Raw genomic sequence first — 21,100 nt, 5'->3', positions numbered from 1 at the left:
CGGTTATTCCCCTATTCTTCGCCCTGGGCCTGGAGCTTCTCGGCCTGGTCAAAGGTGATCAGAGCGTCAAGCAATTCGTCCAAATCGCCGTTGAGGATGGATTCAATCTTATACAGTGTCAAACCGATGCGGTGATCCGTCACCCGGCCCTGGGGATAGTTGTAGGTGCGGATCCGCTCGCTTCTGTCACCGGTGCCCACCTGGAGCTTCCGCTCCGAAGCGATCTTTTCATTCTGCTCGCTCTGGGCCTTTTCATAAAGCCGGGAGCGAAGGATCTTCATAGCTTTATCCTTATTCTTAAACTGGCTGCGCTCATCCTGGCACTCCACCACCAGCCCGGTGGGCAGGTGGGTAATGCGGATGGCAGAAGAGGTCTTGTTGACGTGCTGCCCTCCGGCGCCGCCGGCCCGGAAGGCGTCAATTTGCAGGTCGTCGGGATTGATGTCGATTTCCACATCCTCCACCTCCGGAAGCACCGCCACCGTAACGGTAGATGTGTGGATACGGCCCTGGGTCTCGGTTTCGGGAACCCGCTGAACCCGGTGGACGCCGCTTTCAAACTTCAGCCGGGAATAAGCTCCTTCTCCTTCGATGGAAAAGCTGATCTCCTTGTAGCCCCCAAGCTCGGTGGGATTGGCGGAGAGTACCTCACTTTTCCAGTGACGGCTTTCCGCATACATGGTGTACATCCGGTAAAGGGAGTTGGCGAACAGTGCCGCCTCGTCGCCGCCGGCGCCGCCTCGGATCTCCACAATGACGTTTTTCTCATCGTTAGGATCTTTGGGGAGCAGCAGGATCTTTAACTCCTCGGAAATGGTTTCGATCTTTTCCTTGCTCTCGGCATACTCTTCCTCCACCATCTCCCGGAAGTCCTTTTCCATGCCGCCTTCGTCCAGCAGAGATTTGGCTTCATCCAGAGTCTTTTTTACCCCGGTGTATTCCCGGTATTTCTCCACAATGGGGGTCAGGTTCTTGTATTCCTTCATCAGGTTTTTATACTGTTCGTTGTCACCTACCACCGCGGGATCCATCAAGCGGTTGTTGATTTCTTCGTACCGGTCTTCTACATTTTTAAGCTTTTCAAACATAGTCTATCTCTTACCCCTCACTTGGTTCTCTCACAATTTTTTTAATGTTCTTTTCTACCTTGACTCGGGGCACCATCACTTCCCTGCCGCACTTTTTGCAGCGGATACGAAAGTCCATACCGGAACGCAGCACTAAAAATTCCTTTCCGCCGCAGGGATGCTCCTTTTTCATCAGCAGAATATCTCCTACCCGTACGTCCATCTTGTACACCTCCAAGGCAGATAACATTAGAAAAACAACATTACTCCAAGTTTGTATTATAGCAAAATAACAAAGCCCCCGCAATATTTTCTGTGCAAATTCCTCCTGCTCCCTGTCCGGCTGTAGAAAAAATCAGGATATTTGGGGAAGGAAGCTGCATATATATGAAAGCGGAGTGAATGAGGAGGCGGACCTTGGCGCCGCTTTGTTTCTTTCTGCCGTTTGCCGGATAGGAGGATTCCGGAGCAGAACAGCAAATCCTAATTCGTGCAATAAAAAGGAGGTCGCACAGATGTACGATTATAAACCAGAAGGCTGGCTCATCGATACCTTTGAAAACCGGGCGGCGCTGAAAAGCCAGGCTTCCCTTCATGAGGCCTGTCTGTCATCCCGGGTGCTAGAGGCAAGAGTCACCCTCTGTGACAGTGCCCACAATTTGACAGTGGACCTTGGATGCATGCGCGGCGTCATCCCTCGGGATGAGGGAGCTTGGGGGCTCAGTGACGGCACCACCCGGGATATTGCGGTGATCTCCCGGGTCAATAAGCCAGTTTGCTTTATTGTCACCGGCTTTGAAAAGGATGAAGCGGGGAGTACATACGCGCTCCTTTCCCGAAGGGCGGTTCAGCAAAGGTGTATGGAGGAATACCTGCCTACCCTGGTCCCCGGTACCATCATTGACGCCCGGGTCACCCATTTGGAGCCTTTTGGTTGTTTTGTGGACATTGCCTGCGGCATCTCTTCCCTCATCCCCATCGACGCTATCTCTGTCTCTCGTATTTCCCATCCCAAAGACCGTTTCCGTGTCTCCCAGGACATCAAAGCAGTCGTCAGATCGGTGGACGAAAACGGGCGGATTACCCTGAGCCATAAGGAGCTTTTGGGCACCTGGGAAGAAAACGCAGCCCTGTTTGAAAACGGTCAGACGGTTGCCGGGATCATCCGTTCGGTGGAGGATTACGGCGTCTTTGTGGAATTGACCCCCAATCTGGCAGGGCTCGCAGAGCCACGGGATGACGTGACCGCAGGGCAGCACGCCAGCGTTTACATCAAAAGCCTGATCCCTGAAAAAATGAAGGTAAAGCTGATCATCGTCGACGCCTTTGACGCAAAATATTCTCCTGAAAAGCCGCGCTATTTTATCGAGGAGGGGACCATTTCCCGATGGCGGTATTCCCCCGAAAACGCCAGTAAGCTGGTAGAATCCGTTTTTTAAATCCTCCCATGATTATTTTTAGCAAATTGCCTTACCACCTTTTCTTTTTTTATCTATTTTCACAAAAAGGGGTGCAAAACGTATAAGTTTTGTATCCTTTTTTGTTACCTTTTCTTTCCGATTTACTTGCAAAATTCGGTGAATGTCCTATAATTATGGATAAAGGAAAAATTCCTTTATTTTTTTAGCTGGTTTTGCAACAAGTTGCATACTTGTTTTTCTGCCACTTTCATGTGGATATTCTAAAGAAATCATTCATAAAAACTAAAGTTCCCCGTAAGATTTGCTTAAGAAATCCGTGGTAAAGTATAGGATAGAAACTCTAATCGGAAAGTGTGATGAATATCATCATGATTTTGGATAAAATGGAAAAAATGACCTTTCACATTGGCAGGTGGGAGTGCAATCTCTTATTTGTGGTACGGCTGCTGATGGTGGGCCTGTTTCCCCTTTTCATCGCCCTTGCAACAGAGCTGAACCATATCCAGAGCCTGGGGAGTCTCTTCTCCTTTATGGGACACAATCTTCATATTCTGCTGCTGGATTATCTCATTGTTTCTGTGGCTTTTCTCCTGGTTTCTCTTTTATTTAAAAAGACCTTTATCTCTATGGCCATCACCGGCCTTCTTTTCTATATTATTTCTTGGGTGGAATATTTCAAATACGATGTCAGCGGCACCCATTTTACCATTACCGATCTGCAGATGACCTCCAATGCCACTGATATTGCCAAATTCGCCAACATCCACCTGACCTGGTATCTGGCGCTCACCTTTCTTCTGTTGGTAGGATATGTAGTTGCCGCCTATTTCTTCCGGCTGGAAAACAAGGTCCGGCTCAAATACCGGATGCTCAGCTTTTGTGCTACCTTTGCAATGGTCTGCGTCTTCTTTGTCACCCCTACCATGGCCATGGGGGTCTTTCGTCTCTTCGATGTGGAAGAACCTAACACCGCCAATGTATTTATGGCGGACAAACAATTCCAGGAGACAAACTTGATCCCCTACTTCACCCAGTCTACGGCTGAATTTTTCTCCACCCGGGTTACACGTCCCCAGGGTTACAGCCAAGAGACTGTGGCTAGCATGCTGGTGCAAAATACCAACCAAGACATTTCCGATGTGAAGCCCAATGTGGTGATGATTATGTCCGAGTCCTTTGCCGATTTCCGGAGGCTGGAGCAGCTGGATGTGGACCCCACCATTTATGAAAATTTTGACAAGGCCCGGGAGGAGGGCTTCGGAGGCACCTGTGTTGTCCCCACCTTTGGCGGCTATACCGTCCGTACCGAATTTGAACTGCTCACCGGCATGCCGGTCAAAAGTCTCAATACCCCCGTAGCACCCCAAAAACTGCTCAAGGAGGATACAGATAATTCTTCCATTGTCAGCTTTTATAAGGACAGTGGTTACAAATCTTACTACATCCATCCTTTTTCCAGTTCCTTTTACGGCAGAAAAAGCATCTATTCCACCTTCGGATTCGACAAGATGTATTTTGAAAATGACCTGACTGTGGAAAAAACAAGGTACGGTGCCAATCAATACATCAACGATGAAACACTTTACAACCAGATTCTGAAACAGTTGGGCGAAACCGATGAGCCCTGCCTCATCTTCACCACGACCATGCAAAATCATCAGCCTTATGCCGGCAATGGCACAGGTGATGCGGAATTCTCCCTCTATCTTGACGGTATACGTGAGTCGGACCGGGCTTTGGGGCAGTTCTTAGAACAGCTCAAGGAATCTGATGAGCCTACCATTGTATTTTTCGTAGGGGATCACTATCCCATGTTTACCCATTCCAACACCACCTATCAGGATGCGGGCATTGATTACGCCAACAGTGCCGAAATCTATCAGCAGTCTTATCTGGTCTGGAGCAATTATGACGCCGACTTCAGCTGTCTGCCGGATGAAGAGGTTTCTTCATTCTATCTGCCCTACCTGCTTATTGACGTTGCTGATCTTCCTCAAACACAATTGGTCTCTAGTATGCTGGAGCATATGAAAACCGTGCCTGTTTACTCCCCCACCGCAGACGTTCAGGTGGATTCTGACGATTTTCTTGATATGTTGACCTATGACAGGGTATTCGGCCAGAATTTCTGTTCTGATGCAGGATAATATGGTGAACCATCAAAAGCGCAGAGCTTAAGGCTCTGCGCTTTTTCTTTTATTCTGGTTTTTCCATCTGGTATAGTGCCCAGATCAGATCCGCTGTAGTCTCCCGATTGAGTTGTGCTGTAGGATATACCTTACCGTCATGGGTAACCAGCATCTGGTTGGCACTGAGATTCATATAGGACTGGGTAGCCCAATCCGGAATGTCCTGGGCATCTGCTACCTTCAGATTGACATTGGTAGCGTTCTCTACTCCGGAGGCTCGGTTGATCATCACCACGGCCTCAGCATTGGTGGGAATACCGTCCGGCTGAAAGCTGGTCTCGGTAATCAAGCCTTTTTCAACGGCTCTTTCAATATAAGGCTTCATCCACATAGGGATTTCGCTGTCGTTTTGCAGCTTGGTATTGACACATTGGGGCAGATCTTGGTCATAACCCTTGGCGGAAAGGAGGGTGAGCAGCAGCTCTCCCCGGGTGACATTTCTCTCCGGATGGAACAGTTGCGCACTGCCGTAGCTTTCCCCCGTCATTATCCCGGCCTGCGCTAGTTTTACCGCAGCGTATTCGGAGGGATTTTTGGACATATCTGCAAACTGAAGTTTGGTTGCTTCTTCCAGGTCGATATTCACTACCGCATCAGAAGAATAGTTTCCCTGGCTGTCCACCGCACAATAGGAAAACCGGTCTTTTCCCGTCTCCCCCGGAAAGGGTTCATAAGAAAAGGTTGTTCCAGTCACTGTCACCGTTCCCTTGGTGGGCTGCTGGGTAATTTTGATGGTCAGATCCGATGCGTCCTCATGATAACAGTCAAAAGCGCTGGAAAGCAGAGCCCCCGACATGGTGGAAAATGTCAGGTCTGCTACCTGGGGAGCCGCCTGAACCTCTTCTGCGAAATTCATATTCAGGGTTGTTACCACAGGGTTGGTACATTCGGGGATAAAGGTAAAGGAAGCCTGGGTAATATCCCGGATGGGGACAAAATACATGCTGTGGATCTCTTCACGGGGGATGTAGTCAAACTCTTTGACCTCTATATCAGAAAGCATCAGGATACCATCGCCCTGAGCCGGCAGCTGTGTGATGGTGATTCCCTTCAGATCTCCCTGGGCGAGTCCCAGGCGGTATTCCAGATCCACTGGGGAAAGCTCATAGATGCCGCCTTTGCGAAAGGTGATGGTACACTCTTCTTCCTCCGCAGAAGCCGCTACCGGCCACCAGATATCGCTGGAGGCATAGACACTGCTTCCCAGCATCAGTGTGGCCAGCACTACGGCACAGAGTTTTTTCATTTTATGACTCATTTTGGTGGAACCTCCGTTTCAATCAAATGCTTTTTCTTGAGAATACCTGCAATTATTTTCTGCCGATATTTCCAAAGGATACATGAATTTTTTTGCCATGTTTTTTGTTTGTATCATCAGCCATCTTTTGTTTCATATCCCTTGCAATTTGTGCAAAAGCATGGCAAAATAGAAATTATCGTAAGAATGGAGGGCCAGCGTTGTATATCAGATCGTACCGACCGGAGGATTGCAGCGCTGTACTGCAACTGTTTTTTCAGACCGTCCACACCGTAAATGCCAAGGACTATACGCCTCAGCAGTTGGATGCCTGGGCTGATGGCAAGGAGGATCCGGTTTTATGGAACCTCTCCCTTTCCCAGCACAACTGCCTGGTTGCTATATCCGATGGCATCCTGGTTGGATTTGCCGATATGGATGCCACCGGTTATCTGGATCGGCTGTATGTCCACAAGGATTATCAGCGCCAGGGCATCGGCAAGGCTTTATGTGATCATCTGGAGGCCCACGCCCCCAGTGACTGCGTCACCGTTGCCGCTTCCATTACGGCAAAGCCGTTTTTTGAGGCGCGGGGCTACCGGGTCGTACGTGAGCAGCAGGTAGAGCGCAAGGGCTGTTTGTTGACCAACTTCCTGATGGCTAAAACCCTTGTCCCATCGCCCCGCCTATCATCAGTTAAAAAAATTTTAAAATAAAGGAGACCGTGGGAACGCTTATGACACACGAAATGGTTTTAATCCTGGACTTTGGCGGACAGTACAATCAATTGATCGCCAGAAGAATCCGCGAATGTTCGGTGTACTGTGAAGTGCATCCCTACACCATGCCCTTGGAAAAAATCAAGGAGCTTTCCCCCATCGGGATCGTCTTTACCGGCGGCCCCAACAGCGTATATCTGGACGATTCTCCCCAATGTGATCCTCGTCTATTCGAACTGGGCATCCCTATGCTGGGCATCTGCTACGGTACCCAGTTGATGGCCTATATGCTGGGCGGCAAGGTTGTGACCCCGGATAGCCGGGAATACGGCAAAACTATCACTCATTTTGATTCCTCCTGTCCCCTCTTCCAGGATCTCCCCTCTACAGGTGTAACTTGGATGAGCCATACCGATTATATTTCTCAACTTCCCGATGGCTTTACTGCAACAGCCTATACCGATGCCTGTCCCACTGCTGCCATGGAAAACCCCTCCCGTAAATTTTATGGTATGCAGTTCCATCCTGAGGTCCTTCACACAGAAAACGGGATTCAAATGCTTCACAACTTCCTCTACAAGGTATGCGGAGCCAAAGGCGACTGGACCATGGGCGACTATGCCAAGACTGCCATTGCCGATATCCGGAAAAAGGTTGGGGACGGCAAGGTGTTGCTAGCTCTCTCGGGCGGTGTGGATAGTTCCGTTGCTGCGGCCCTGCTGGCAAAAGCTGTGGGCAGCCAATTGACCTGTATTTTTGTGGATCACGGCCTCATGCGCAAAAATGAGGGCGATGAAGTTGAAGCAGCCTTTGCAAACAGCGGCGTCAATTTTGTCCGGGTCAACGCAGGCGAGCGATTCCTTGGAAAGCTTGCCGGTGTCAGCGATCCGGAAACAAAACGGAAAATTATCGGAGAAGAGTTTATCCGTGTCTTTGAAGATGAAGCCAAAAAAATTGGCCGGGTAGATTACCTGGTACAGGGTACCATCTATCCTGATGTCATTGAATCTGGTGTTGGGGATGCCGCCGTTATTAAAAGCCATCACAATGTAGGTGGCCTTCCCGACTATGTCGACTTTAAAGAAATTATTGAACCTCTGCGTTTGCTATTTAAAGACGAAGTCCGAGCTCTGGGCACAGAACTTGGTCTGGCAGACTATCTGGTCTGGCGTCAGCCCTTCCCAGGACCTGGACTTGCCATCCGGATCATTGGGGAAATCACCCCGGAGAAAATTTCCATTCTTCAGGATGCCGATGCTATTTTCCGTGAGGAAATCGCCAAAGCAGGATTGGATCGAGACATCCATCAATATTTTGCTGTGCTTACCTCCATGCGTTCTGTGGGTGTCATGGGAGATGGCCGTACCTACGACTATACCTTGGCTCTTCGCGGTGTTACCACTACTGATTTCATGACCGCTGACTGGGCCCGTATCCCCTATGATGTATTAGAGCGAGTCTCCAACCGGATTGTTAATGAGGTAAGAAATATTAATCGTATTGTTTACGATATTACTTCCAAGCCCCCGGCAACCATCGAGTTTGAATGATTTCAGAGGCCTAAAAAAGCCCGTGATTACTGGGTTTTCTAAGGCTTGATGCCCTCCGTGGCAACGATTTGGCAACAGTTTTCATTATTCCAAAGATAAAGAGCTACCTGATTTGCGAAAGTCAGGTAGCTCTTTTTGTTTTACTTCTCTTTGCCAGGCTGCTTCTTCAATTCATCCACCAGCAGATCGCTAAGGCCCTGAGAGGGGACAACCTTGTGCCAGTGCCCCGTGGTATCGAACTCCGGGTAGCGGTAACGCCAGCGGTCGTAGTCCTCTTTAGTGATTTCCCCCGATTTCAGCTTGGCCGCCTGCTCTCCCCATGCGCAGAGCATCTCATGGAGCCTGGCCGCTTCTTTCCCTTGGAACACATCCACCCGGAGATGTATTTCTCCATCGCACTCGCAGATTTTCAGGCCATAGCGGTCCTCCAGCGTAAACAGCGTGTGCATGAGGCCAACATAGGAGTCGATGTCCGGGACAGAAAGAGCATGGGGCGAGACATCCAGTACCTGCGCCAGGGCGTCAGTTAGGTCTGCCTTGGGCGTCCGCGATCCGTTCTCGTATTGGGCAAGGCGGACATCGGCGGACTTCTCCGGGAAGCCAAGCGCCATCCCAAGATATTTCTGCGTCATGCCCCGCAGGGTGCGGAAAAAGTGAATGCGTTCTCCAATCGCCATAACGGCCAACTCCAATCTGGATTCTTGATAATTTTATCATAGCAGAAATGCTTAGGATAGTCAAGAGAAATCTAAACAAATTTATTTAATATTTTTCTGTAAGCTACTTGACTTTAACTGTTATGCTTAGTATAATGAGGATGATATAAGCAAATTAGTTTAAGTCACGGAAATTTTACAAATTGAATACCCTCCAAACGGCGAAAAAATGTCCGTTGTAAGGTGAGAGGGGGAATTTCAGACACTGAAAAACTGAATGACCGTCCGACAGATACTTTCTCCGGGGAAGCAGGCGGCGATATGAGCGTGCCAAGGAGAAAAACAAACGGCACAGCGCCGGGAAGGGTTGCCTGCCAGAGTCTGAAGGGTGAAACGGCAAACAAAAAAACGATCACGACAAGGAAAGGAAGGTATTTTTGTGTATGGCAGAAAAACAGTCGTTTATGCGGGTCGATGAAGTGGCGCAGGAATTGGGCGTTTCCAAATCCTATGCTTACAAAATCGTACAGAAACTCAACGCAGAGCTGAAAAACCTCGGTTACCTGACCATATCCGGCAGAGTCAACCGAAAGTTCTTCTATGAGAAGTTGTGCTACGGCGAAAAGGAAGGGAGGGGTATTTGATGGCGGTCTATAAGGAAGAAAAGACCAATACCTGGCGGGCGGTCTACCGCTATACCGACTGGAACGGCGAGCGCAAGCAGACCCAGAAGCGGGGCTTCAAGACCAAGCGGGAGGCACAGGCATGGGAACGAGAGCAGCTCAACAAATCCACCGCCGATCTGGATATGACCTTCAAGAGCTTCGTGGAACTCTACACGGCAGATATGCAGACCCGGCTCAAGGAAAACACATGGGCCACCAAGGATCACATCATCCGCACCAAGCTGCTGCCCTACTTCGGTAAGCTCAAAATGTGCAACATCACCGCCCAACAGATCATCACCTGGCAGAACGAGATGCTGAACCACAAGGACGAGAACGGTAAGTCCTACTCGCCGGTGTACCTGAAAACGGTCCACAATCAGCTCAGCGCTATTTTCAATCATGCGGTGCGTTACTACAACCTTCGGGAAAATCCCTGCAAGAAGGCGGGCAGCATGGGCAAGAAGAAAAACCGGGAGATGATGTTCTGGACCAAAGAACAATATCTGAAATTTGCCGAGGTGATGATGGACAAACCGCAGTCCTTCTATGCTTTTGAAATGCTCTACTGGTGCGGTATCCGGGAGGGGGAGTTGCTGGCGCTTACGCCCGCTGATTTCGATTTTGAGAAAGGCACTGTATCCATCAGTAAATCCTATCAGCGGTTGAACGGCCAGGACCTGATTACCACTCCAAAAACGGAGAAAAGCAACCGCGTCATCACTATGCCGCAGTTTCTGACGGATGAGATTCAGGACTATCTCAAAATGCTCTATGGAATCGGGCCGGATGACCGGATGTTTACCGTCACCAAGAGCTATCTCCACCGGGAGATGGATCGGGGAGCCAAAGAAGCCGGAGTGCCGCGTATCAGAATCCATGATATTCGTCACAGCGCGGTGTCACTTCTCATCGATATGGGCTTCTCAGCTACGGCCATTGCCGACCGGGTGGGCCATGAGAGCATCGACATCACTTACAACTATGCGCACCTGTTTCCGTCCAAGCAGACGGAAATGGCGGATAAATTGAACATGGAAAGGGGCAATTAAAAATGTCAGCAAAGAATTTGGACAAGCACAACCGCTGGCGGAACAAAACAGTAGCCTTCCGGGTCTCCCCAGAGGAGGACGAGCAGCTGGAAATCTTCGTCAAGCTGTCCGGCCTGACAAAGCAGGACTACATCACCCGGCGGCTGCTGGAAAAGGAGGTCGTGGTGCAGGGCAATCCCAGGGTCTATAAGGCGTTGCGGGACGAACTGGCCGTTGTGCTGGACGAGCTTCGCCGCATCAAGTCCGGGCAGGGCGTGAACGACGAGCTGCTGGACACCATCCAGATGATCGCAACTATTATGAACGGAATGCAGGAGGAAGCTGCCTATGGGAATTGACGCAAAAGAAAAGACCGCCCACAACGCATCTGTTGGCGCAGATGCTGGGCAGTCCATTCAAAAAGATTCTGACAACAGTATACCCGCTTCGGAGGCAAAAGGCAACGGGGAAATGGATGATTTGGAGGAAATGTATCGTAAGATGCAGCGTATGGCCGCCCCGCAATACCTGCACACGCTCACCATGACCGAGCTGTTTCAGACCTCCTACAAAAGCCGCCCGCCTATCATTGAAAATCTGCTCCATTCGGGAGCATATCTTCTGGCGGGCGCGCCCAAGATCGGCAAGTCGTTTCTGGTGGCGCAGATCGCCTACCATGTCAGCACCGGGCAGGAGCTGTGGGGCTGCAAAGTCCATCAGGGAACCGTCCTCTACCTCGCGTTGGAGGATGACTTCCAACGCATCCAGAACCGGATGTTTATGATGTACGGCGTGAACGACACGCCCAATTTGCACTTCGCCACCGCTGCCGGAAAAATCGGGAACGGTCTGGACGAGCAGTTGGAAAACTTCATGCGGGAGCATCCGGACACCAAGCTCATTATCATTGATACCATGCAGAAAATCCGGGAAGTGGGCGGCGAGGCGTACAGCTATGCCAGCGACTATGAGATTGTCGGCAAGCTCAAGCAGTTTGCAGACAAACATTGTATCTGTGTACTGACTGTCCACCATACCCGGAAGCAACCCGCCGGGGACGCCTTCGAGATGATCTCTGGCACTACTGGCCTGTTGGGCTGCGCCGACGGTTCCCTGCTGATGCAGAAGAAAAAGCGAACCTCGTTGGAGGCCACCATCGATGTAGTAGGCCGCGACCAGCAGGACCAGATTCTCTATCTGAAAAAGGACCCGGAGACGCAGATTTGGAACTTGGAGCGCATGGAAACGGAACCGCACAAGGAACCGCCGGACCCGGTGCTGGAAGCAGTGGCAAAGCTGGTTTCCGCTGAGCGTCAGGAGTGGACAGGCTCACCCTCGGAGCTGGCCGAAACGGTGCAGGTGGGAATGGCGGCAAATGCGCTGACCAAGTATCTGAATGTCAAATCCGGCAGGTTGCTGGAGGAGTACCATGTGGGCTACGAGAATAAGGCGCGCCACGCCGGGCGGCAGGTGAAACTCACCTATATGCTGGTGGAGGCTCCGGCTTTTGAAGTGGTTGAGGATGGGCGCGACGGTAGCGACGGTTGCAACGGTGAAAATGCTGCCACCCAAACAACCGTCGCTATCGTCGCAGCCGTCGCGGAAAGGAACGGAAGCGAATGAAGAACGTGCAGATTCCCTATGACCTGTTCGTGGCGCTGGTGGAGTATCACCTCGGCTATGATGACGAATACGAGGATGAAATCCGGCAGGGATTGGAGCAGAAGCTGGACGCCCTGGTGAGGCACGAGCTGTATGCAAAATATAAGACCGCACCCAGCGCGGAAGAACGGGAACAGGCCCGGCAGGAGTATCTGGACCGGCGTGGCGTATTCCCGGATTTTCGCTGGTAACAGGCGTTTACTTTTATACTAATCTCACGGATGAAATTAGCATGAAAGTCAATCTTCTCCCTGTTGGCTTGGACGGGAGCGTGACACGCTCCTGTGGCTGGCGGACAAGGCAAATTGGGTGGCAACACACGCTCTCCGCATCCCCCCGTCCCCATTGGAAAATCCGCAGATTTGGAGATGGCTAAAGCCGGGAGAATCCGGTGAATTTTCCCGGCCTGTGGGCGGCGGAATGGAAGCAAATGCAGTTGCGAAAAGAACGCCGGTCACACCGCATTTTGGGGCTGTGGGTATCACCTGCAAGCCGAAAAAGGCGGCGAGGCTCCCGCAGGAGCCGCACTCCCCCTCGGAGAGCCCACGATACTTTGCAGCCGCAGGATGAAAGTATCATAGTGGGTTATTACACTTCCGCAGAAGTGCATCCCCCAAAAGCTACCCGTATCTCAACCGCCCTTGTGGGCGAGAAAGGAGTTCTATGGCAAGAGGCGACGGTATCCATCGTACCAGCGCAAGAAATATGAGACTGACCACACCCAAACTGAAAAACGCGCAGCAGCACAACGAGCGCGAAAAAGAATCGTATGTCAATCAGGATATAGTCCCGGAACGCTCCCATCTGAATGTCCACTTCAAGCAACCGGACAGCGGCTATCTGGAACAGTTTGAACAGATGGAGGCGGACGGGCTTATCTCCACACGGGGCATCAAAGAGGACGCCTTCCGCTACGGCGAGCTGATCTTCGATGTAAATTCCGCCTACTTTTTCAATCATGGCGGATATGACTTCGCAAAACAATTTTACCACGATGCCTATCAGGCTGCAATCAAAATTGTGGGCGGTGAGCAGTACATTCTGTCGGCGGTCATGCACGCCGATGAGCGCAACCGGGCGATGTCTGAGGCGCTGAGGCAGGATGTGTACCACTACCATCTCCATGTGGTCTATGTGCCAGTAGTGGAGAAGCAGATCCGCTGGTCCAAGCGCTGCAAGGACAAGTTGCTGGTGGGCAAGGTAAAAGAAACGGTTATGCAGGTCAGTATGAGCAAAAAGTGGGCCTCCAAGCCGGTGCTGGATGAGGCCACTGGCGAACCATTGAAAACGGCAAAGGGCAAGCCTGTCCTCAAAAAATCGTATAGTGTGTTGCAGGACGATTTCTTCCAGCATATGCGTGAGGCCGGGTACACCGATGTGGAACGCGGTGAACGCGGCAGCTCTGAGGAGCATCTGACGGTGACGCAGTTTAAGGTGGAAAGAGAACAGGCACGGCTGGCGGATTTGCAAACAGAAAAATCGGAGGTTCAGGCGGAGATCGGCAAGCTTCGGACAGATAAGGCCGAAGCCGAGAAGGCGGCCAAAGAAGCGCAGACAGAACTCCGCCTATTAGCGCCTAAACTAAAACACATGGAGAAATTGGCGGCCGAGTATTCTTCCAATCCAGAGGACCTTCTGCCACTCCCTGATAGAATGGAGTCCGCCAAATCCTACCGGGAGAAAAAGTCCAAACCGCTGCTGGAGAAGATCGTCAAGGTGGTGCGTTCCGTTTACCGAGCTTATCTGGATGTCTGCCAGAAATTCGAGCTGTTGCAGCGCAAATATGATACGGAGGTTCCGTATTTGAAGGCGCAGTTGGCCGAGGTCAAGGGTGAAAATGCAGAATTGCAGGAGACCGCCAGAGACTATGACCGGCTATGCCGGGCCTATGGGCCGGAGAGTGTAGCCGAAACGGTAGCCGCTGTCAGGCAACAGGAACAGGCGGAAAAAGAGCAGAAACGCAGTCAAAAGCGGCGGCATGACCGGGATGCGCGGTAATCCCGTTTAGACCTGAGAAAAAAGGATTTTTACGGATAGAGGCATCCGAACTGAATCATGTATCGTTTGGGTGCTTTCTATCTGAAAATCCGCTTACTTTTGCCGGTGTAGAGCCGGAGAAAATTTATGAAAATGCGGAGGTTTTATGAGAACAGGTCTTTCCAAGAAGCAAAAGACAACCAGCGTCTTTTTTGACGAGGCAAGCCCTATCATTGAGGTGTGTACCTACAACACGTCCCTTAAAAACCGTTTGAACGAGTATTCGGCAAAGTACCCAGCCGAGTGCCGGTTGGTGGACGATGACGAGAATGGTTGTCTCACATTTGAGATCAGGAAAGGGCGGTTCAGTTTCAAGCTGAACGCACCATACAGCGCAGAGCGCCGGAAGGCGGCCAGCGAGCTGGCAAAGAAGAATATCCAGAATTTACAGCAAGGCAAGAAGTGATGACGCGCCGCCTGTGGGGAGAATGTTTCCCTGCGGGCGGCGTTTTGCTTGAAATGCAGAAAAAGTCTTCACTCTGCTTGCGATTGCCTTTGAAATATGCTATACTGAATTCGGATTCAGCGAACGCTGATTTCAATTCTTGATTTTGTGATATAATCCTTTGTGGAGTGAATTGTATGGCCGTAAGTTATAAAAAGCTATGGAAGATACTGATTGATCGAGATATGAAGAAGAAGGACCTTTGCGCAGCAGCAGGTATCAGTCATGCTTCAATGGCAAAACTTGGGAAGAATGAGAATGTGACAACAGATGTCCTTGTAAAGATATGTACCGCATTGCAGTGTGATATAGGCGATATTATGGAGCTTATTCCAGATACTAAGAGCTGAAAGGAGGCGGCGACTATGCAAAGCAGCACAGCAAAAGAACTTTCCACTGTTGTTGCAAAACCAATTTTGAAATGGGCCGGCGGGAAGACGCAGATGCTAAGTGAATTGCTGCCCAAGGTTCCGTCCTCCTATGGGCGATATATTGAGCCGTTTTTTGGTGGGGGTGCGCTCTTTTTTGCGTTACAACCGGAAAAAGCTATTATTGCGGACAGTAATCCGGAACTCATCAATATGTATCGGCAGGTAGCTGAACATGTTGACGATGTGATTTCTTATCTTAAAAAGTACGAAAACACAAGCGAGATGTTTTATTCTGTGCGCGGTTTAGATTGGGAAACACTTCCCAAGGCCGAAGCTGCTGCAAGAACAATTTATTTGAATAAAACCTGCTACAATGGTCTTTATCGCGTAAACAAGAAAGGACAGTTTAATGTCCCATATGGGAAGTACAAAAATCCCAAAATTTGTGATGCTGAGGCCCTTTGGGCTGCATCTGAGACGCTAAAAAAAGCTGATATTATCTGCGGCGACTATCTTCTTGTATTGGAATATTACGCGCAGCCAGGCGATTTCGTTTTTTTAGACCCGCCATACCTTCCGATCTCCAAGTATTCTGACTTTAAGAGATATACAAAAGAGCAATTTTATGAAGAAGATCATATTGAATTGGCCAAGGTCGTCATGAGTTTGCATGAAAAGGGATGCCATGTCTTGCTGACCAACTCCAACCATCCCTTGGTGCATGAGCTGTACGCGCCCTTTAAGATTGATGTTATCCAGACAAAGAGGCATATTTCTTGTAATGGAAGTACACGTAAGGGGGAGGATGTTATTGTCACCATCCCTCCCAAGCAGCATACACTAATCAAACTCGCACCAAAACCTTTGCCTGCGCAGGTATCAGCATATCCCCCCACCCGATTTATGGGGTCAAAGAGCAAGTTGCTTTCTGAAATTTGGGCTGTAGCATCTCAATTTCAGGCGGAAACCATTGTCGATCTTTTTTCTGGCTCTGGCATCGTCGGATACATGTTTAAGGCGCAGGGTAAAACCGTAATCAGCAACGACTATATGGCGATGTCCGCGACTTTTACCAAGGCGATGATAGAGAACAACACTGTAACATTGCCGATAGAGGAAGCAAAACAATTATTGAAAGCCAGCAAAGAATCAGACCATTTCGTGGCAAATACTTTCAAGGGTTTGTACTATACCGACGAAGAAAACGACTTGATTGATACTTTGCGCACAAATATAGCTGAAATCCGCGACCCATACAAATACGCAATCGCTATGACTGCACTGATTCGGGCCTGCACTAAAAAGCGTCCACGCGGTATTTTTACCTATACCGGACAGCGCTACAATGATGGACGAAAAGATTTGCAAAAAAGCCTTGAACAGCAGTTTCTTGAAGCAGTTGAGGCTGTAAACAAGGCTGTATTTGATAACGGAAGGCCCAACAAATCCAGAAATGGGGACGCGATGGATTTGCGTGTCGAACAGGCAGATTTGGTATATATCGATCCGCCTTATTATTCGCCGTTGTCTGATAATGAATATGTCCGCAGATACCACTTTGTGGAGGGGCTTGCCCGTGATTGGAAAGGTGTTGAAATTCAGCAGCACACACAGACCAAGAAGTTCAAATCCTATCCGACCCCTTTTTCTACCAGGAAAGGGGCGGCAGATGCGTTTGATCGGCTATTCAAAAAATTTGCAAACAGTGTGCTAATTGTTTCGTATTCCTCGAATAGCTTGCCCACACAAGATGAAATGGTGGCGCTGATGGCAAAGTATAAAAAACATGTGGAAGTTATACCGGTAGATTATAGATATTCCTTCGGCAATCAAGGCGACGCAAAAACGCATAGAAATTCCGTACAAGAATATTTGTTTGTCGGTTTCTAAGATGGAGGTGGCCTCGTGAGCGAACATATTGATATTTGGCTGGTTGGCAACACCGGCCTGCGCAATCCAAACCGCATACAAGAAGGCTTTTCTGTATTTGCGAGTTCCTCCTTCGTGGGCAAGCTTCACGGCAGAGAAAACGAGCTTGGCTTTATGCGTCTTCTGGACGAAAAAGGGGTTATCCAAAACGGAGATGGCAAGGATGCATCAGGAAGCCATGCCCGTAAATGGCGGTTGATGTTCGCTAAGAACGGTTTTATTTACCCGCAAGTCAAAAAGAAGGATGGGCAGCAAGAAGATCTCGGAAAGCTGGATGATATCACTCCCTTTGGGAGAGCCTTTCTAAACGCCGACACTTATGCTGCTGTTCAAGAATGCTTTCTTCGCGCCATGAGCGTGGAACAGTTTCCCATGCCGGACGGCGAACGCTACTTTTCTCCGCTGAGATGGCTTTTGGCAATTATGCTGGAGCTTGAAAAGCGCACAGGTTCCTCTGAATTGAGCAGAATTGAGTTCGCTTTGTGGGGTCACACCACTAATCCGAGTTATGATCTGGAAAGCGTTGTTGACAACATTCTTGATTTACGGCAGCGGAGAGCAGCTGCCCCGGCAAAGCGTGCGTTCGATAAAAAAGAAATCGCCAAGCGAGGCGAAAGCTATGACAAAAAATCCGACAATTTCTTGGATTATAGCGATATGAATATGAGATACCTCCGTATTTCCGGCGTATTACAGCGTAAAGGCAGAGGTCTCATGATCGTTCCCACAAAACACATTCTGGGCGAAAAGCTCGCAAAGGCGACGGCAAGCATAGGTCCGATTATAGAACAATACAGATTGCTTTGCAGTGGAGCTCCATTGCCTACCGACAATGTCGATGTAGCGAAAGCATTGCTGGATGATCTGATGAAGCAGATGAAAGATCGTCATATTCTGTTTGATATAACTGACCTACCGCTGGATACCGCGGCAGAAATCAATATTGCAAGACGGAGACTGGAAAATATTCTTGCACAGACTGATGAAATCCAATATGCCAAAGATCAGTGCAACCAGTGGCAAGAAATCAGAGATTATATGTCGCTTATCATAAAAGGTGGCGGTAAGCTTGTCTATGATGAGGACAATGCGATCGAAGTGCCTAAAGATGAAATGCCCGCCTATTTGGAGTGGATTCTTTGGCGCGCTGCGTTAGCAATAGATCACATGGTCAACGAGCCGTATGAAGTTCGCGGATTCAAATTGGATTCCGACTTTTTGCCAGTTTCGGCTGCTGGTGGCGGCAAGGGCGATCTGTATTGCGAATTTGAAGATTTCACTATCTTGACTGAAGTCACAATGTCTACATCTTCTCGGCAGGAAGCAATGGAGGGAGAGCCGGTAAGGCGTCATGTTTCCGATGCAGTTTTGAAGTATGATAAGCCTGTGTACGGTATGTTTATTGCGATTCGTATTGATACGAACACCGCGGAGACATTCAGGCATGGTATTTGGTACACCAAAGATGATACGAAGCAGCGACTTGATATTGTCCCACTGACCTTGGCTCAATTCCAGAAATACTTTGTTGCAATGTTTGAAGCTAGCAAGGCGGCTCCCGAAAAGCTCAGAGATTTGATCGTTAAGTGCGAATCTCGCAGAGACATTCTGGAGGCTCCTGCTTGGAAGCAATATATTGACACGACAGTTTCGGAAAAAGCGAGCGAGATTGTAAGCGGAATAGTTGTACGCAAAGCCGAAGATGCCCCTATTGTTCCTGCTGGTGCCATCGTTCGCCATGTAGCTTTTGGTGAAGGGCAGGTTGTTGCCATTGAGGCGAGCTTCCCCGAATGTCCTGCAAAAACGGTCGAGTTGCCGTATCTACGTTCTTTACCCGAAGAAGTAAGTTTCTGCCCCGATGGAAGAAGCCTACTACACGATCGGTTTGGGGAAGGAACAGCGTATGCGTATGTTATTGTCTTCTCGAAAGTTATTATGAGATTGACATATCCTGCTGCATTTACAGATGGATTGCTTACGATTGAATAATCTATCTATTTATGCTTAGAAAGTGATCTAACTTACTCCAAAATGGAGGTGAAGCAACAGTGGGGATATTAACATTTATTGAAAAGCAGACCATTTGCCGATTGTTTGGAATATCTGATGGTTATATTTTTAAGTTTTGGAGCGATAGAGGTAGTTACAATAAAAATATTACTCAACAGTTGATTCTCGAATCTTGTGGCATAGATATATATAAAGATAAGCCATATAAAGATTTATCACAACAAAAGTGCGTTGAGAAAATATGGAGCGATAGCAACCCACAAACTGTTGCGAAACTTCTTTCTGCTTTGTCCGACTACTTCTGCTTTGCAATGGGTACAGACTATTGGAGTGATGAAGACGGATATGACTATCGACAAGTCGAAGAAATAATTAAACGGCTTACATTTTCGTCAGTGGTTCCTCTTCCATCACAGGAAACTGCAGATTTAAAGTTAATACTGAGTGATATAGATACGAATATTCAAGCCGGAAAGCCCGAACTGGTCATAGACCGACTTCACACATTCGCAACTCAATATATCCGGGAAATCTGTCAAAAACACGACATTGCTATCGCAGACGAAAAAGGAGACCATTATTCGCTGGATTCTCTTGTTGCGAAACTAAAAGGGTGGTACGAACGTGAAAACTATTTTGAGAGCGAGTTTTGCGTAGTTGCAATAAGAAACACAATAAACATTTTCGCAAAATACAACGATTTGCGAAACAATAAAAGTGCTGCTCATCCAAATCCACTTTTGAAAAAAGCGGAGGCAGAGTATGCAGTTAAAATAGTTGCCGAAACCCTTATGTTTATAGACAACATAGAAAAGAGCAAACCAAAACAAACTATTCCTTGGGGGAACGATGAGTTGTTTGTTGATATGGATGGAGAACTGCCATTTTAACAAATTGATAGATTGTTCTCGAAAAAGCTATAAACATATAACGGACAAGAAGTATGAACCGATAAGGATACGGAGGCGAACATAATGGAGCAACACGAAAATCCTATTGTGTTTATAAGTTATTCGCAAGATACCGTTGCTTTTGCGGATAAAGTGCTCGCATTTTCTAATAAATTGCGAGGTGAAGGTATTGATGCTATTTTAGATCAATATGAGGAGGCCCCTCCCGAAGGATGGCCTCGGTGGATGGAAAATAGTATAAATAAAGCTGACTATGTGATAGTAGTTGGTTCTAAAGGGTATTATGATAAAATATATGGGAATGTAGATCAGGGCAAAGGACGGGGGGTTAAGTGGGAAGGAAACCTAATCTATCAAAAGCTCTATATGTCCGACTCAATAAGCGAAAAATACATTCCAGTCGTTTTTGACGAAAAAGATTTCGAATTTATTCCCACTCCATTACAAGGAAGCACATACTACAATGTAAGTGATGAGGCCAGATTTGACCGATTGTATTGGAGGCTGCGTGGTGCTTCAACAAAAGAGAAACCGCCTCTCGGCAAGCTAAGGCCATTGCCTGAAAAGGAAAGAAAAACTTTGTTTGTTACTTCAATGATTGATCTGGATGCCTGGAATAGTGCGATTTGGCGTGGGGCAGGATTTGTGTTAGGGTATCTCCCGTTGCCGACTTTATTGTTGCCTTTTGTTAATGAAAAGTATGCAATTAAGATTTTTGAAGATTGGATTGCTACCGTAGGAAAAGATGATAAAAATGAGGATATACGAATTGCGTTGATAGAAGGCGATGTGCCCGGAGAACCAGCGGGATATTATGTGGTAGTTGGCAACAACCTTGATGAAGCGGTGAAACGTGCAGAAGCAAGCGGGTCATCCATTGATGAACTTATGATACTGAATGTTTCTCGTATAATTCGTGCTAATCCTAATGATGATTTCCAAGCGTTTAACTACTTCAAAGAAGCTTACCATAAATATGGCGAGTACATGCTAATGCCTGCTGTGCTAAATGAACGCACTGGACAAATCAAACCGCTTCCTAAATATGGGATACATAAAAAGAAGTTGATTTATCGAAACATTTCAGATATAACTGAAAATGACCAAGATGCAATTTTGCTTCAGAAGGGCAAGCCATATAAGCCATATAAATCAAAATAATCGTGGCAACGTTTTGGCAACAAAAAATCAGATAGCCCA

General features: G+C 48.4%; 20 protein-coding genes. 16 read left to right on the top strand and 4 right to left on the bottom strand.

Annotation, left to right across the window (positions count from 1 at the left end):
* Positions 1–11: 11 nt before the first annotated feature.
* Both prfA and WGC32_RS04725 read right to left on the bottom strand, forming a co-directional pair.
* The gene (gene prfA / locus WGC32_RS04730; RefSeq protein ID WP_342680862.1) at positions 12–1,088 is read right to left on the bottom strand and encodes a peptide chain release factor 1; all 1,077 of its coding nucleotides are present in this window, start codon (positions 1,086–1,088) and stop codon (positions 12–14) included.
* Positions 1,089–1,098: 10 nt separating this feature from the next.
* Complete coding sequence (locus tag WGC32_RS04725) at positions 1,099–1,290, bottom strand: DUF951 domain-containing protein (RefSeq protein ID WP_342680861.1); 192 nt, start codon at positions 1,288–1,290, stop codon at positions 1,099–1,101.
* A 292-nt stretch (positions 1,291–1,582) separates the two neighbouring features.
* Here WGC32_RS04725 and WGC32_RS04720 point away from each other — a divergent pair, with 292 nt between their 5' ends.
* Entirely contained in the window at positions 1,583–2,506 is a 924-nt protein-coding gene (locus tag WGC32_RS04720; protein WP_342680860.1) for a S1 RNA-binding domain-containing protein, read from the top strand.
* Positions 2,507–2,844: 338 nt separating this feature from the next.
* Positions 2,845–4,635 carry an LTA synthase family protein gene (locus tag WGC32_RS04715; protein ID WP_342680859.1) on the top strand — a complete coding sequence of 597 codons (1,791 nt, stop codon included), beginning with the start codon at positions 2,845–2,847 and terminating at the stop codon, positions 4,633–4,635.
* A 49-nt stretch (positions 4,636–4,684) separates the two neighbouring features.
* Here the strand turns inward: WGC32_RS04715 and WGC32_RS04710 are convergent, their stop codons facing one another.
* Positions 4,685–5,935: an Ig-like domain-containing protein gene (locus WGC32_RS04710; RefSeq protein ID WP_342680858.1), complete on the bottom strand. Its 1,251-nt coding sequence runs from the start codon at positions 5,933–5,935 to the stop codon at positions 4,685–4,687.
* 200 nt (positions 5,936–6,135) lie between these two features.
* On the opposite strand from WGC32_RS04710, the gene WGC32_RS04705 reads away from it, so the two are divergent.
* A complete protein-coding gene (locus WGC32_RS04705) occupies positions 6,136–6,630 on the top strand; it encodes a GNAT family N-acetyltransferase (RefSeq protein ID WP_342680857.1) in 495 nt (164 codons plus the stop codon).
* Positions 6,631–6,650: 20 nt separating this feature from the next.
* Positions 6,651–8,183 carry a glutamine-hydrolyzing GMP synthase gene (guaA, locus tag WGC32_RS04700; protein ID WP_342680856.1) on the top strand — a complete coding sequence of 511 codons (1,533 nt, stop codon included), beginning with the start codon at positions 6,651–6,653 and terminating at the stop codon, positions 8,181–8,183.
* A gap of 140 nt (positions 8,184–8,323) precedes the next feature.
* Here guaA and WGC32_RS04695 read toward each other — a convergent pair whose 3' ends face one another.
* A complete protein-coding gene (locus WGC32_RS04695; RefSeq protein WP_342680855.1) occupies positions 8,324–8,860 on the bottom strand; it encodes a helix-turn-helix domain-containing protein in 537 nt (178 codons plus the stop codon).
* A 422-nt stretch (positions 8,861–9,282) separates the two neighbouring features.
* Here WGC32_RS04695 and WGC32_RS04690 point away from each other — a divergent pair, with 422 nt between their 5' ends.
* The 12 genes from WGC32_RS04690 (at position 9,283) to WGC32_RS04635 (ending at position 21,061) form a co-directional block, all read left to right on the top strand.
* Positions 9,283–9,483 carry a DNA-binding protein gene (locus WGC32_RS04690; RefSeq protein ID WP_342680854.1) on the top strand — a complete coding sequence of 67 codons (201 nt, stop codon included), beginning with the start codon at positions 9,283–9,285 and terminating at the stop codon, positions 9,481–9,483.
* Positions 9,483–10,556: a site-specific integrase gene (locus tag WGC32_RS04685; RefSeq protein WP_342680853.1), complete on the top strand. Its 1,074-nt coding sequence runs from the start codon at positions 9,483–9,485 to the stop codon at positions 10,554–10,556. Before WGC32_RS04690 ends, WGC32_RS04685 begins: the two co-directional genes overlap by 1 nt.
* Before the next feature lie 2 nt (positions 10,557–10,558).
* Entirely contained in the window at positions 10,559–10,894 is a 336-nt protein-coding gene (locus WGC32_RS04680; protein WP_342680852.1) for a plasmid mobilization protein, read from the top strand.
* A complete protein-coding gene (locus tag WGC32_RS04675) occupies positions 10,884–12,158 on the top strand; it encodes an AAA family ATPase (RefSeq protein WP_342680851.1) in 1,275 nt (424 codons plus the stop codon). Before WGC32_RS04680 ends, WGC32_RS04675 begins: the two co-directional genes overlap by 11 nt.
* Positions 12,155–12,388 carry a complexin-2 gene (locus tag WGC32_RS04670; RefSeq protein ID WP_087235198.1) on the top strand — a complete coding sequence of 78 codons (234 nt, stop codon included), beginning with the start codon at positions 12,155–12,157 and terminating at the stop codon, positions 12,386–12,388. Before WGC32_RS04675 ends, WGC32_RS04670 begins: the two co-directional genes overlap by 4 nt.
* A 472-nt stretch (positions 12,389–12,860) precedes the next feature.
* Complete coding sequence (locus WGC32_RS04665; RefSeq protein ID WP_342680850.1) at positions 12,861–14,195, top strand: plasmid recombination protein; 1,335 nt, start codon at positions 12,861–12,863, stop codon at positions 14,193–14,195.
* A 145-nt stretch (positions 14,196–14,340) separates the two neighbouring features.
* A complete protein-coding gene (locus WGC32_RS04660) occupies positions 14,341–14,640 on the top strand; it encodes a hypothetical protein (RefSeq protein ID WP_204875557.1) in 300 nt (99 codons plus the stop codon).
* 176 nt (positions 14,641–14,816) lie between these two features.
* Positions 14,817–15,029 carry a helix-turn-helix domain-containing protein gene (locus tag WGC32_RS04655; protein ID WP_342680849.1) on the top strand — a complete coding sequence of 71 codons (213 nt, stop codon included), beginning with the start codon at positions 14,817–14,819 and terminating at the stop codon, positions 15,027–15,029.
* Positions 15,030–15,044: 15 nt separating this feature from the next.
* On the top strand, positions 15,045–16,940 hold the full coding sequence (locus WGC32_RS04650; RefSeq protein WP_342680848.1) for a Dam family site-specific DNA-(adenine-N6)-methyltransferase: 1,896 nt from the start codon (positions 15,045–15,047) through the stop codon (positions 16,938–16,940).
* 15 nt (positions 16,941–16,955) lie between these two features.
* Positions 16,956–18,968 (top strand): AlwI family type II restriction endonuclease, encoded by a 2,013-nt coding sequence (locus WGC32_RS04645; RefSeq protein WP_342680847.1) that lies wholly within the window; start codon positions 16,956–16,958, stop codon positions 18,966–18,968.
* 59 nt (positions 18,969–19,027) lie between these two features.
* On the top strand, positions 19,028–19,879 hold the full coding sequence (locus tag WGC32_RS04640) for an abortive infection family protein (protein WP_342680846.1): 852 nt from the start codon (positions 19,028–19,030) through the stop codon (positions 19,877–19,879).
* Between the two features lie 84 nt (positions 19,880–19,963).
* The gene (locus tag WGC32_RS04635; RefSeq protein ID WP_342680845.1) at positions 19,964–21,061 is read left to right on the top strand and encodes an SEFIR domain-containing protein; all 1,098 of its coding nucleotides are present in this window, start codon (positions 19,964–19,966) and stop codon (positions 21,059–21,061) included.
* Positions 21,062–21,100 lie beyond the last annotated feature (39 nt).

This window comes from Zongyangia acetica, assembly GCF_038739695.1.
In the GTDB taxonomy this organism is placed as follows: domain Bacteria; phylum Bacillota; class Clostridia; order Oscillospirales; family Ruminococcaceae; genus Zongyangia; species Zongyangia gallinarum.
Note: the sequence above shows the minus strand (reverse complement) of the source record. Positions and strands in the feature narration are given on the sequence as shown.